This window comes from Patiriisocius sp., from assembly GCF_051252435.1.
Lineage (GTDB): Bacteria > Bacteroidota > Bacteroidia > Flavobacteriales > Flavobacteriaceae > Patiriisocius.
In genome coordinates this window covers 1045717-1058769 of the sequence record NZ_JBPOFW010000001.1, presented here as the reverse complement: position 1 = coordinate 1058769, position 13053 = coordinate 1045717, and the positions used below count along the sequence as shown (strand labels likewise).

13 protein-coding genes are annotated in these 13053 nt (G+C 36.9%); 6 read left to right on the top strand and 7 right to left on the bottom strand.

All coding sequences use genetic code 11. From position 1 onward, the window contains the following. Window positions 1–28: 28 nt before the first annotated feature. Window positions 29–1375, bottom strand: a complete 1347-nt coding sequence (gene tyrS, locus ACSHW7_RS04695) for a tyrosine--tRNA ligase (protein WP_435678154.1) — start codon at window positions 1373–1375, stop codon at window positions 29–31. 264 nt (window positions 1376–1639) lie between these two features. Between tyrS and ACSHW7_RS04690 the strand changes: the two genes are divergently transcribed. Continuing rightward, on the top strand, window positions 1640–2656 hold the full coding sequence (locus ACSHW7_RS04690; RefSeq protein ID WP_435678153.1) for an NAD-dependent epimerase/dehydratase family protein: 1017 nt from the start codon (window positions 1640–1642) through the stop codon (window positions 2654–2656). Here ACSHW7_RS04690 and ACSHW7_RS04685 read toward each other — a convergent pair. The 3 genes from ACSHW7_RS04685 to ACSHW7_RS04675 are packed head-to-tail and all read right to left on the bottom strand — an operon-like array spanning window position 2638 to window position 5263. After that, entirely contained in the window at window positions 2638–3177 is a 540-nt protein-coding gene (locus tag ACSHW7_RS04685) for a DUF4296 domain-containing protein (protein ID WP_435678152.1), read from the bottom strand. The genes ACSHW7_RS04690 and ACSHW7_RS04685 overlap by 19 nt on opposite strands. Before the next feature lie 14 nt (window positions 3178–3191). Continuing rightward, window positions 3192–4532 carry a dihydroorotase gene (locus ACSHW7_RS04680; protein WP_435678151.1) on the bottom strand — a complete coding sequence of 447 codons (1341 nt, stop codon included), beginning with the start codon at window positions 4530–4532 and terminating at the stop codon, window positions 3192–3194. Continuing rightward, complete coding sequence (locus ACSHW7_RS04675; RefSeq protein ID WP_435678150.1) at window positions 4532–5263, bottom strand: polyprenol monophosphomannose synthase; 732 nt, start codon at window positions 5261–5263, stop codon at window positions 4532–4534. Before ACSHW7_RS04675 ends, ACSHW7_RS04680 begins: the two co-directional genes overlap by 1 nt. A 115-nt stretch (window positions 5264–5378) precedes the next feature. Between ACSHW7_RS04675 and ACSHW7_RS04670 the strand changes: the two genes are divergently transcribed. The 4 genes from ACSHW7_RS04670 to ACSHW7_RS04655 all read left to right on the top strand — a co-directional run bounded on the left by ACSHW7_RS04670 (window position 5379) and on the right by ACSHW7_RS04655 (window position 8391). Beyond that, window positions 5379–6032: a DUF4271 domain-containing protein gene (locus ACSHW7_RS04670; RefSeq protein ID WP_435678149.1), complete on the top strand. Its 654-nt coding sequence runs from the start codon at window positions 5379–5381 to the stop codon at window positions 6030–6032. Between the two features lie 27 nt (window positions 6033–6059). Next, window positions 6060–6806 (top strand): uroporphyrinogen-III synthase, encoded by a 747-nt coding sequence (locus ACSHW7_RS04665; protein WP_435678148.1) that lies wholly within the window; start codon window positions 6060–6062, stop codon window positions 6804–6806. Window positions 6807–6893: 87 nt separating this feature from the next. Beyond that, window positions 6894–7277 (top strand): hypothetical protein, encoded by a 384-nt coding sequence (locus tag ACSHW7_RS04660; RefSeq protein WP_435678147.1) that lies wholly within the window; start codon window positions 6894–6896, stop codon window positions 7275–7277. A 1-nt stretch (window position 7278) separates the two neighbouring features. Further along, window positions 7279–8391, top strand: coding sequence for a T9SS type A sorting domain-containing protein (locus ACSHW7_RS04655; protein WP_435678146.1), 1113 nt, complete (start codon window positions 7279–7281; stop codon window positions 8389–8391). A 98-nt stretch (window positions 8392–8489) separates the two neighbouring features. On the opposite strand, the gene pckA is transcribed toward ACSHW7_RS04655, so the two are convergent. Together pckA and ACSHW7_RS04645 are read right to left on the bottom strand one after the other, a co-directional pair. After that, complete coding sequence (pckA, locus tag ACSHW7_RS04650; protein WP_435678145.1) at window positions 8490–10100, bottom strand: phosphoenolpyruvate carboxykinase (ATP); 1611 nt, start codon at window positions 10098–10100, stop codon at window positions 8490–8492. A 313-nt stretch (window positions 10101–10413) separates the two neighbouring features. Then, window positions 10414–10812, bottom strand: a complete 399-nt coding sequence (locus ACSHW7_RS04645) for a DUF423 domain-containing protein (RefSeq protein ID WP_435678144.1) — start codon at window positions 10810–10812, stop codon at window positions 10414–10416. 70 nt (window positions 10813–10882) lie between these two features. On the opposite strand from ACSHW7_RS04645, the gene ACSHW7_RS04640 reads away from it, so the two are divergent. After that, on the top strand, window positions 10883–12253 hold the full coding sequence (locus ACSHW7_RS04640; protein WP_435678143.1) for a saccharopine dehydrogenase family protein: 1371 nt from the start codon (window positions 10883–10885) through the stop codon (window positions 12251–12253). Between the two features lie 102 nt (window positions 12254–12355). Here ACSHW7_RS04640 and ACSHW7_RS04635 read toward each other — a convergent pair whose 3' ends face one another. Further along, complete coding sequence (locus ACSHW7_RS04635; protein WP_435678142.1) at window positions 12356–13045, bottom strand: zinc metallopeptidase; 690 nt, start codon at window positions 13043–13045, stop codon at window positions 12356–12358. Window positions 13046–13053: the final 8 nt, after the last annotated feature.

Genomic DNA, 13053 nt, shown 5'->3' with positions numbered 1-13053 from the left:
TGTCTGGGGATTTTTGATTTTGAGATTACTAAATAGTCAACAAATTTTTAGGGTCTGCTTTTTCTCTTTCATTTTTAGATGTTACTCTAATTACAAAATAATTTTTCTTTCCTCGTTGCAAAAGCACAAAAGCACCATTGATTAAATCTGTTTCGGTAATTTTAAAACTATCATTTACTTTCTCTTTGTTTACCGAAATAGAATTCTCTTTCAATGCACGTCTTGCTTCACCGTTTGATTTTAAAAATCCCGTTTTTTCGGCAAGTGCCGCAATGATGTCGAGTCCGTTTTTGATATCAGCTCTTTTGATTTCAGCTTGCGGTACTCCTTCAAAAACATCAAGAAATGTTTCAGAATCTAGTTTTTTCAAATCGGCAGACGTAGATTTCCCGAATAATATTTCCGAAGCCGCTAGTGCCTTTTCGTATTCCTCTTCATTATGAACTGTTGTTGTTACTTCTTGCGCAAGTCTCTTTTGTAACGCGCGTACATGTGGTGCTTTTTCATGCGCTGTTATAATACTTTCAATCGTCGCTTTGTCTAAAAACGTAAAAATCTTGATGTACTTCGCAGCATCTTCATCACTTGTATTTAACCAATATTGGTAAAATTTGTAGGGTGATGTTCTCTTTGGATCAAGCCAAACATTGCCGCCCTCACTCTTTCCAAATTTACTCCCATCACTTTTTGTAATCAACGGGCAGGTCAAGGCATATCCTTTTCCGCCACCAATACGACGAATGAGCTCTGTTCCCGTGGTGATATTCCCCCACTGGTCACTACCACCCATTTGCAATGTGCAATCATGATTTTTATAAAGGTGCAGAAAATCGTAGCCTTGCACCATTTGGTATGTAAATTCTGTAAAGGACATTCCGTCAGCATTTTCACCCGTCAATCTGTTCTTCACGCTATCCTTTGCCATCATGTAGTTAACGGTAATATGTTTCCCCACATCACGAATAAAATCTAAAAAAGAAAACTCTTTCATCCAGTCGTAATTGTTAACCATTACGGCTGCATTTTTAATTGAGGGTGAGAAATCCAAAAACTGTGATAGCTGTTTATGAACACATTCTTGGTTATGACGCAATGTTTTTTCGTCGAGTAAATTACGTTCGCTGGACTTGCCGGATGGATCACCAATCATCCCCGTGGCACCGCCTACTAATGCAAACGGTTTGTGGCCGCTACGTTGGAAAAACGACAATAACATAATGGGTACTAAATTCCCTATGTGAAGCGAATCTGCCGTAGGATCAAACCCAATATAAGCACTTCGCATTTGTGCCAGTAAGTGTGCTTCAGTATCTGGCATCACGTCGTGTACCATACCTCTCCATTGTAACTCTTCAACAAAATTTTGTAATTGCATTTCAATAAATTTTCGGCAAAATTACAATAAAAAATTTCTTGATACTTACTAACTCTGAGACAAAACAATAGCCGTTTACTTCACATTTAATTCTCGATAAAGAAACCAAAATTGAAATTTTTTATTTTTCCCCTCTCGTAATTATAGAAAAAGCAAATACGACCTCCCCGAAGTGCAGGTAACTTAAACCCAATGGCAAATTATAGAACAATTATTTAAAGTAATTTTTAGTTAATTATAGCCTTAAAAATGTATTTTAGTCCTATGATTTTAGTTACGGGAGGCACAGGTTTATTGGGCAGTCATCTGCTTTATTTTCTACTACAGGAACACGACACGGTGCGTGCCATCTATCGCGAGACCAGCAATAGAGAAAAGTTAAAACAAATATTTATGTATTATACTTCGGAAATTTCCGAAGTTGAAAAAATCTATAATCGCATTGAATGGGTGCAAGCCGATATCAATACAATTCCCGAACTCGAAGTCGCTTTTAAAGGGATTACCCACGTCTATCACGCCGCGGCCTTGATTAGTTTTGACCCTAAAGATTTCAGAAAACTAAAAAAAACGAACATTGAAGGAACGGCTAATGTTGTTAACTTATGCCTCATCCACAACATTAAAAAACTCTGTTATGTTAGTTCCATCGTAACGCTCGGCAGCACTGTGGATAGCAGTCTTATTGATGAAGAAAACGACTGGAATCCTGAGGCCCATAATAATGTGTACGGCATTACAAAATATGGCGCCGAAATGGAAGTGTGGCGTGGCACCCAAGAAGGGCTTGATGCAGTAATTGTGAATCCTGGGATTGTTTTTGGTGAAGGGTTTTGGAACACGGGCAGCGGTGTAATCATGAACATCGGTTCTCGCGGAATACCCATTTACACAGGAGGTGGCGTAGGACTTGTGGATGTAAAAGATGTTGTAAATGCGATGCAACAATTAATGCAAAGCGAAATTATAAACAACCGCTATATTCTAGTCGCACAGAATATCACCTACAAAGATTTAATGACAAAACTTGCCGAAGTATTCAATAAAAAACCACCCTACAAACCAATTGCAAAATGCAAATTAATGGCATTTAGCAAGGTTGATTGGTTCTTTAATTTGGTGTTTAGAACGAGGCGAAAACTTTTAAAAGCAACGGTAAATTCTTTGTACGACAGTTCATTTTATGACAATTCAAAAATCAAAAAAGACCTTGATTTTAAATTTATACCATTTGAGGAAACTTTAAACCGTGTTGTGGCTCGCTATAAAAGTGAATCTTGAGATATAGCCGCATCTTCTGAAATTCCAGATTGAAGAAGAGGCGTTGCTTTTGCATTTTCAATATCCAATAAAATCTCTAAACTATCCCTGGACATCTTAGGCAAGGCAATTGCCATACTATCAATCTTGGCCTTATAAATACTATCTAATTTTCGTTCTTCTTCCTTATTGGCAATAAATATTTGATATAGGGTGTCTCTGTTGGCTTTTTCAGTAATGAGGCGTTGCTCTACTTTCAGAAAAATATCGTTATATGTATTTAAATCATTTGTATAATAGGCATTGCTCTTTGCAAACTGTAAACTGTCAATTTTAAATTTGGCATAAATTAGCGAGTCCAGTGAAATACCTTCCTTTCTTATTGTTCTAATGTCAACACTGCGAGCAGCGTTCATTAAATAGGCATCCGTCATAATATCCACCATTTGTGCTTCCGAAATTAAATTGTCGGGTGCTTCGGGGCGTTTCACATCTTGGCAGGATGCAACTATGAAAAAGAATATGAAGACAGCGTATTTCATAAATTCAAAACATTTTATCTATTAAAAGTAAGTCGTTCTCCAACCGAATTTCCAACTAACTTTCCATTATCGTATACCAAATTCCCATTTACAAATGTATGCGTGATTCTCGACCTAAATGTATTTCCTTCAAAAGGAGACCAGCCACATTTGTAAGCGGTATTTGCTTTTGAAACTGTCCATGGAGCATTCGGGTTTATTAAAACCAAATCTGCTTTATACCCCTCTCTTATATATCCGCGATCTTTAATTTCGAATAAAATCGCTGGATTGTGCGCCATTTTTTCAACTAACTTTTCTACCGTGATAAACCCTTTGTGGTGCATTTCAAACAATGCCTCCACAGCGTGTTGCACTAAAGGCCCTCCGCTGGGTGCTTTTGTGTACACATTATCTTTTTCTTCAATCGTGTGCGGCGCGTGATCCGTAGCGATAACATCAATACGGTCATCGTTGAGGGCTTTCCACAAGCCACTTTTATCTGCAGCTGTTTTTACCGCGGGATTCCATTTAATTTTTGTGCCTTTTGTTTCATAGTCGGCATCTGTAAACCATAAGTGATGAACACAAACCTCTGCTGTAATTTTTTTATCTTTCAGCGGTTTTTTATTGCTGAAAAGTGCCGTTTCCTTTGCTGTAGAGAGATGAAAAACATGCAATCTTGCACCAGTCTTCTTAGCAAGTTCAATAGCTCTTGAAGAAGAAATGTAACAAGCCTCTTCACTCCTTATTTTTGGATGCTCACTAATAGGAATATCCTCGCCGTATTTTGCCAATGCCTTTTCCATATTTGCTTTAATGGTAGCTTCATCTTCGCAATGTGCAGAAATCAACAAGTCTGTTTTACTGAAAATATTTTCAAGCGTATCCAAATCGTCAACCAACATGTCTCCCGTGGAAGAACCTAAAAACAATTTAAGACCGGCAACTTTAGTTTTATCTACTTTTAAAATTTCATCTAAGTTGGTATTCGTACCACCAAACATAAACGAATAGTTCACAAAACTATCTTTAGACGCGGTCGTAAATTTTTCTTCGAGTAGCTCAATGGTTGTGGCTTGAGGAACGGTGTTTGGCATTTCAATAAAAGAAGTAATTCCGCCAGCTGCAGCAGCTCTAGACTCTGTAAATATGGTTGCCTTGTGCGTCAATCCTGGTTCTCTAAAGTGCACTTGATCGTCAATCATCCCAGGAATCAAATAGCTGTCATCTGCATCAATTATCTTTGTATCAGCAGATTTCACGCTAATAGTTTCTGAAATTTCAGCAATTCGGTCTCCATCGATCAAGACATCTCCTTTAAATATCTTACCCTCGTTGACAACGTTTGCGTTCTTAATTAAAATAGTCTTCATTATATTTCTAAGCGGTTAAAAATGCTTTTTAATTTCATTTTAAGTACCCCAAAAATAGCTTCGGAAATTATACCCGAACTCATTTTTGATGTTCCTTTTGTCCTGTCGGTAAAAACGACGGGGACTTCTTTTATTTTAAACTTACTCAAATATGCTTTGTATTTCATCTCAATTTGAAATGCGTACCCAACAAATTTTATTTTGTCTAGATTAATTTTTGACAACACCTCATTTCGGTAACAAATGAAACCCGCAGTGGTGTCATAAATATCCATTCCCGTCACAAATTGTACATATTTTGAAGCTCCCCACGACATCAACACTCTACTCATTGGCCAATTTACCACGTTGACTCCCGTCACGTAGCGCGAACCAATCGCCATATCAAAACCATCTTTATCACAGGCATTGTATAGCCTGATTAAATCGTTTGGATTGTGTGAAAAATCGGCATCCATTTCAAAAATATACATATACTTTTTCGCAAGCGCCCATTTAAATCCAGCGATGTAAGCAGTCCCTAATCCAAGCTTTCCTTTTCGCTCAATGATAAAGAGTTTTTCTGGAAAAATGAGTTGGAGGTTTTTAACCAAATCTGCCGTCCCGTCTGGCGAATTATCGTCAACAACAAGGATTTCAAAATTACGCTGCAATGAAAACACATTGCGAATGAGTCGCTCAATGTTATCTATTTCATTGTAGGTAGGTATGACCACCAAGGCATTTGGCATGCTTCTCTTTTTTTGGCAAATGTACCGTTTTTGGACAAGATTGCGATTGCAAAAATGTGTAAAGGTTACTTTTTAGCGGTTAGTAATTGCAGTACCTTTAACGCAAAAATGTAACGTGGAGTACGAAGATAGATTTATAAACTCAAATGACTGGATTACCCTAGTTATCATGGGCTGTATTGCGTTATACACCTTGGCAAAATATTTATATCCCAACCGTTTTCAAGAACTACTACGCTTGCCATTAACAAATAAATACTTTTTGGTCCACGGAAAAGTAGATACCATTGTCCATCCTTTTAACATTATCTTATTCGTTGCGCAAGTGCTAAGCGTGTCCTTGTTTATTTACTTGTTCTATTCGTGGCAATTTCCCGAAAAAGCAATTGCGAACAAGTGGCTTTATGTTCAAGTTTGCACACTATATGCGGTTTTCATTTTTGCGAAATTTGCCATTGAAAAAATAATAGGGAATGTATTAAATGTTGATTCGCTCATTAACAGCTATTTGTATCAAAAATTGAGCTACCGAAACCTTTTAGGCCTTTTATTTTTTATAGTTGTAGTTTTTTCAACTTATTTTAGCCCATTAAACGGAACATTTTTCATCATTTTCTTTTCGCTCATCCTACTGCTTAACAGTATTGCCTTGTTTTCCAGCTACAAAACACACGGAAAATTGATTTTAACAAATTTCTTCTATTTTATTTTATATCTTTGCGCTCTTGAAATTTCACCCTACATTATTCTATATAAAGCTTTAACGTAGCAATAAATTTTAATCAAACACGTGCTTATGAAAGTGAAAACTATTTTAGTTTCCCAACCAGAACCCAAGGTTGAAAACTCTCCCTATTTTGATTTGATCGATAGACAAAAGGTGAAGATAGATTTCGTGCCTTTTATTCACGTAGAAGGCGTTGATGGAAAAGACGTAAGAGCGCAAAAGATTGACCTTAAAAACTTTACCGCAATTATCTTAACAAGCCGCAATGCTGTAGATCATTTTTTTAGAATTGCTGACGAATTGAGATTTAAAGTGCCCGACACAATGAAATATTTTTGTCAAAGTGAAGCTGTCGCTTACTACCTTCAAAAATATGTTGTTTACAGAAAGCGTAAAATTTATGTGGGAAAGAGAACTTTCACAGAGCTTTCTCCACTTATCAAAAAATACAAAAACGAAAAATTTTTACTTCCAGCGAGTGACAAACTAAAGCCAGAAGTACCTATGGTTTTAAATGACTTAAAAGTTAATTGGACCGAATCAATTTTTTACCGTACCGTTGTAAGTGACTTAAGTGGCTTAAGAGATGTTTTTTATGACATATTAGTTTTCTTTAGCCCTAGCGGAATTGAATCCTTATTTGAAAACTTTCCAGATTTTGAACAAAAGGAAACACGTATTGCGGTTTTTGGTAACACAACAGTAAAAGCAGCAACAGATAAAGGATTGCGTGTGGACATTCAAGCACCAACTCCTGAAACACCTTCCATGACAATGGCTCTTGAGAAGTATATTAAGGAAGTGAATAAGAAATAATACTTTTACAAAATCAATTTTATAAAACCCTCAATTTTAAATAGAAATTGGGGGTTTATATTTAATATCAAATTACTCTAATTACCCATGAAAAAATATCTACTCTTCCTTATTGCATTACTCATTTCGTGTATTTCGATTGCCCAATACAATCAAATTGGTCAACAAATTAATGGTGCTTTCAGCAACGAATTTTTGGGAACCTCTTTAAGTATGAATGCTCAGGGAAATAGAATGGCAGTTTTTTCTGCTTTTGCAGAAGGAAGTGATTCAAGTGGCCAGGTTAAAGTATTCGAGTTTATTAACGGAGTTTGGGAATTACTTGGAGAGCCTGTAATAGGACTTCCTAGTTTGGATCAACAAGGAGCTGGAGTCGTTGAATTAAATAATCTTGGAAACCGGTTTGTTTTTAGCTCGCCATTACACAACGGAAATAACATAGAAGCGTCTGGGGTAACTAGAGTTTTTTAAATTGCAAAATAATGAGTGGACACAAATTGGTCAAAGCCTTTATGGCACAGAGGAATATGACTTTTTCGGTTATGCCGCTGATATTAATGATGATGGCTCAAGAATTGTTGTCAGTAGCGTTAGAACAAACGGCCCAAATCTAAACCCAGGATATGTCAAAGTTTTTTCTTTACAAAATAATCAATGGACTCAAGTTTACCAACAACTCAATGGAACCTCAGATTCAGTTGAGTTTGGAATTGGAGTTCGCATGGATGCATCCGGCAATAAAATAACGATCGCAACTTCAAACACAGAAGGAAGTCTTGGTGGGTACGTAAAAGTATTTGAGGAACAAAACAATTCATGGGTGCAACTAGGCAACAATATAATTGGGGAAAATATTGAGGACTCAGTAGCAAATGTTATTGTAACTGGACAGCATGCTATTGATATGACATCAGATGGAGAAACTATTTCATTTCGTGCTTATAATAATAGTTCATCAATTTCCTATGTAAAAGTAGTTACATTGGAAAACAACACTTGGACTCAAAAAGGAAATAGTATTATCGAAAATATCGAAAATGCTTCTTTTGGAAATTCTATATCAATAGATAATACTGGAAATATTATGGCAATAGGGTCTCCATTTAATGGATCAAATCTCGAAGGCAGTGTCTCTATATACAATTACACCAATAACTCATGGCAGAAAAGTATTCCTAATATTGACGGCGATGCTTCTGTAGACAGATTGGGTTGGTACACAGCAATAAATAGAATTGGTTCCACAATTGCGGCAAGCGCACCTTTCGCAGATACTGACCTAAACGCCTCAGGTTATGTAAAAACTTTCGGGCTAGACCCAACACTCTCGATACAAAATCTTACTTTTTCTGAAGATTTAAAATTATTTCCAAATCCCAATACTGGAACTTTCATAATAAAATTTGAAAATGTTTTTTCTGAAATTAATTTTACAATCTCAAATACATTAGGTCAAAAAATATATAGTGAAACATTTTCAAACCAAAACCAAATAGTTTTCAGTAAGCCATTAGCAACAGGCCTTTATCTCGCTACGTTAGATTATAATGGAACCCGGCGCACTTTAAAATTCAGCGTTAAATAGGATTAAACTCCTTTTTTAACAAACAATCTACATTTCAAAAAAAGAAAAACCGCGCTAATAATATACTAGCGCGGTTTTTTTAACTTTTAAAATTATAGTTATCCTTTTAAAGGAGCTCCTGCCATAATTTCATCATTTGCATTTTCTTCAAACTTTTTAAAATTGGCTTTAAACGAACTTGCTAATTTATGGGCAGTTGCATAGTAACCTTCGTCATTATTCCAAGTTTGTCTTGGGCTTAAAACATCGGTAGGAACATTAGGGCATGTTCTAGGTTGCTTCAATCCGAAAACTGAATGCACATGATAGTTATCTTTATTAGCGGCTTCAAGACTTCCATTCATTGCTGCAGAAATCATTGCTCTTGTATATTTCAATTTCATACGAGAACCTACTCCATAAGGACCGCCGGTCCATCCTGTATTGACTAACCAAACGGTAACGCCAGCATTTTTCATTTTATCACTTAACATCTCAGCATATTTTGTGGGATGTAATGGCATAAATGGTGCTCCAAAACAAGCCGAAAAGTTTGGTGTTGGCTCATTAACTCCTGCCTCAGTTCCAGCAACTTTTGCCGTATAACCACTAATAAAGTGATACGCCGCTTGTCCAGGAGTCAATTTTGAAATAGGAGGCAAAACACCGAAAGCATCTGCCGTCAAGAAAAATATATTTTTTGGATTTTCACCCACACTTGGTTCTTGTATATTATCAATGTGATAAATAGGGTAACTCACACGGGTATTTTGTGTAATTGAAACATCAGCGAAGTCAACGTCACCATTAGCATCCATTACCACATTTTCTAAAATAGCACCCGGTTTGATTGCATTGTAAATGTCTGGTTCATTTTCCGCAGAGAGGTTGATCACCTTTGCATAACAACCTCCTTCAAAATTGAAAATTTTATTGTCAGCCGTCCAACCGTGCTCATCATCACCAATCAATTTGCGTTCTGGGTCTGCAGATAACGTAGTTTTTCCAGTTCCGCTCAATCCAAAGAAAATAGCAGTCTCACCATCTTCTCCCACGTTTGCCGAGCAGTGCATAGGCAATGTGTTTTTATAAACAGGAAGAATGAAATTCAACGCAGAAAAGATTCCTTTTTTAATTTCACCTGTATAACCAGTTCCACCAATTAAGGCAATTTTCTTTTCAAAATTAAGGATGGCAAAATTATGTTGTCGCGTTCCATCTACAGCAGGGTCTGCCATAAAACCTGGAGCATTGACAATGAGCCATTCTGGGTCAAAACTTTCAAGTTCTGCCTCTGTAGGACGTAAGAACATATTATGAGCAAACATGTTTGACCAAGGATACTCGTTGATTACTCTAATGTTCAATTTATAGTCCTTGTCGGCACACGCATAACTATCGCGTACATACACTTCTTTTTCGCCAAGATAGTTGGCTACTTTTTCGTAAAGAGCATCAAATTTATCCGTGTCAAAAGGGATGTTTATGTTTCCCCACCATACTTTATCTTCGGTAATCTTATCCTTTACAATAAAGCGGTCCAAGGGAGAGCGTCCAGTAAACTCGCCAGTATTCACTGCAAGAGCACCGCTGTTCGCTTCTTTTCCTTGTCCTTTTTCTATTGTTTCTTTGTGGAGAGATTCCGCAGAAAGTTGGTAGTTAACTTTTGCATTTTTGATTCCGTATTTATCTATCGAAATCGTTTTCGTAGTTTGGTTATTAGCCATCATACTTTGATTTAATTGTTGTTCGGCAAAAATAACAAAACATACACACTTTAAACCTCAATATCCTCTTAATTATCCCTACAAATTGTTAATAACATTAGCTAAACAGTAAAATATTTGCATGTGATAATCAGCTGTCATTTTGAGTTTCAGTAGCGAATATTTTAAAAACGGTATCTTTTCTTCGGAAATAGTTAGTGTGCGATTCTTGAGTATTTCATTAAAAGCCTAGACTATGTATAATAGAATTGAATGCCTGTAGAATTTATAATTGTATAGATCATTTTAATTCCAGCAAATTTCCGAAGCTATCAAACTAACCAATTTTATACTTCCAAATTCCAAAACCAAGGCGCAACCATCCAACCATAAATAACAGTCCGCCAATGGGTGTCACTGGTCCCAAAAACGAAATATTGAATGAAAGGACATCTTTTAAGGCGAGAAAATAAATAGACCCGGAGAACAACAGCATGCCTAAAAGAAACAAAACAAAAACCCATTTTTTAGTTTGTGCATCGATGGTATTTACAAATCCAACAACCATCAAGGCAAGTACGTGATACATCTGGTAGCGCACTCCGGTTTCAAAAGTTGCAAGTGATTGCGATGTAACAAGTTGCTTTACTCCGTGTGCACCAAAGGCACCAATTGCAATGGTCACAACACCCAAAATGCAAGCGGTCAATACTATTTTTTTATCTTGATTCTTCATACTTTGTATATGCAAATTTGTACTTTCGCTATCGTCTTTTCAAGACATAAAGATACCAAAACATACTTTCATGAGAAACATTTTAATCATTGGTGCAGGACGTTCTGCAACGAGTTTGATCAAATATTTACTAGATAAAAGCGAAGCTGAAGAGTTGTTCATAACCATAGGAGACCTCAACATTCAAAACGCCCAAAAATACACAAGCAACCATCCCAACGGGCGCGGCATTTTGCTGGATGTTTTTAATGACAAACAACGCAAACTTGCTGTTGAAAATAGTGACCTTGTTATTTCTATGTTGCCAGCGCGCTACCATATTGAAGTGGCTAAAGATTGTATTGAGTTTGGAAAACATCTTGTAACAGCTTCCTATATTAGTGACGAAATGCAGCTACTTGACCCTAAGGCAAAATCTAAAGGGTTAGTGTTCATGAACGAGATAGGTCTTGACCCAGGTATTGACCACATGAGTGCGATGCAGATTATTGATCGCATCAAGGAAAAAGGTGGTAAAATGTTGTTGTTTGAAAGTTTTACCGGCGGCCTAGTGGCTCCCGAAAGTGACACCAATCTTTGGAATTATAAATTTACTTGGAATCCTCGTAATGTAGTTTTAGCGGGACAAGGTGGTGCGGCCGAGTTTATCCAAGAAGGAAAATTTAAATACATACCTTATAATAGATTGTTTCGCCGCACTGAGTTTATACAAGTTGATGGCTACGGAAAATTTGAGGTATATGCGAACAGAAACAGCCTAAAATATCAAAAGGTGTATGGACTTAAAGATGTCCTAACATTGTATCGTGGAACCATTAGACGCGTAGGCTTCAGCAAGGCTTGGAATATGTTTGTGCAGTTAGGAATGACAGACGACACATACACATTGCCAGATAGCGAAACATTAACGTATCGCGAATTTGTAAACTGTTTTCTCCCCTATTCGCCAACCGATAGTATTGAATTAAAACTGCGTCACAACCTTAAAATTGACCAAGACGATTTGATGTGGGAAAAAATACTCGATCTTGATATTTTGAGCACTAAAAAAGTAATTGGAATTAAAGATGCTACACCCGCGCAAGCACTTCAAAAAATACTGGAAGATAGCTGGACGCTTTCACCTCACGATAAAGACATGATTGTGATGTACCATAAATTTGGTTATGAATTGGATGGGAAAAAATATCAAATAGACAGCAATATGGTAGCTATTGGAGATGACCAAACGTATACAGCCATGGCAAAAACAGTGGGACTTCCGGTTGCAATGGCAGCGCTAAAGATATTAAACGAAGAAATAACAACTCCCGGAGTTCAACTTCCTATAAGGAAAGAAGTGTATGAGCCTATTTTAAAAGAATTAGAAGATTTTGGAATCAATTTTATTGAGACTGAAGTCGATTATCTTGGGTATAATCCTTTAACTGTTGTGGGGTAAAAATAGCCTCCCCTAACCCCTCCTAGGGAGGGGACAAATTTCTGAAATAATATATATTTATAAATTCTCCCTTCTGTTGAGATGCATTTAGGCAGAGGGGCTTTACCTCCTATTAAGAAACATCATTACAAAATAAAGCAGCGTTGCAAGAGAACCGAGCGCTGCAACTAAATATGTTCTAGCTGCCCATTTCAATGCATCTTTTGCTCCAGCGTGTTCTTCTTGAGTGGTCATGTTTGCACTTTCTAACCATGCCAGTGCTCTTTTACTCGCATCGTATTCAACGGGCAACGTGATAAAAGCAAATGCCGTAGTTACAGCAAATAAAATAATTCCTACCAAAAAAATATTTGTTCCAAACGCAGACCCGCCAATTGACAAAGCCAAACCAATCATAATCACAATATTTGACAATTTACTGGCAATCCCAACTGCTGGAACAATTTTGCTTCGTAATGTCAACCAACTATAAGCAGTGGCGTGTTGTACAGCGTGACCCACTTCGTGCGAAGCTACCGCCGCAGCAGCCGCGTTACGTTGCATATAAACACCTTCACTAAGGTTTACTGTTTTATTGGCTGGATTGTAATGGTCTGTCAACATACCATTAACGCTGATGACTTCAACATCGGTAATGTTATTATCGGCGAGCATTTTCTCGGCAATCTCCTTACCGCTCATCCCATTTTTTAAATGTATCTGTGAGTAATGTTTAAATTTACTTTTCAGCTTATTACTCACATAACTACTCACTAAAAAGAGAATCCCGGCAATTACATAATATCCTATCATAAGTATAA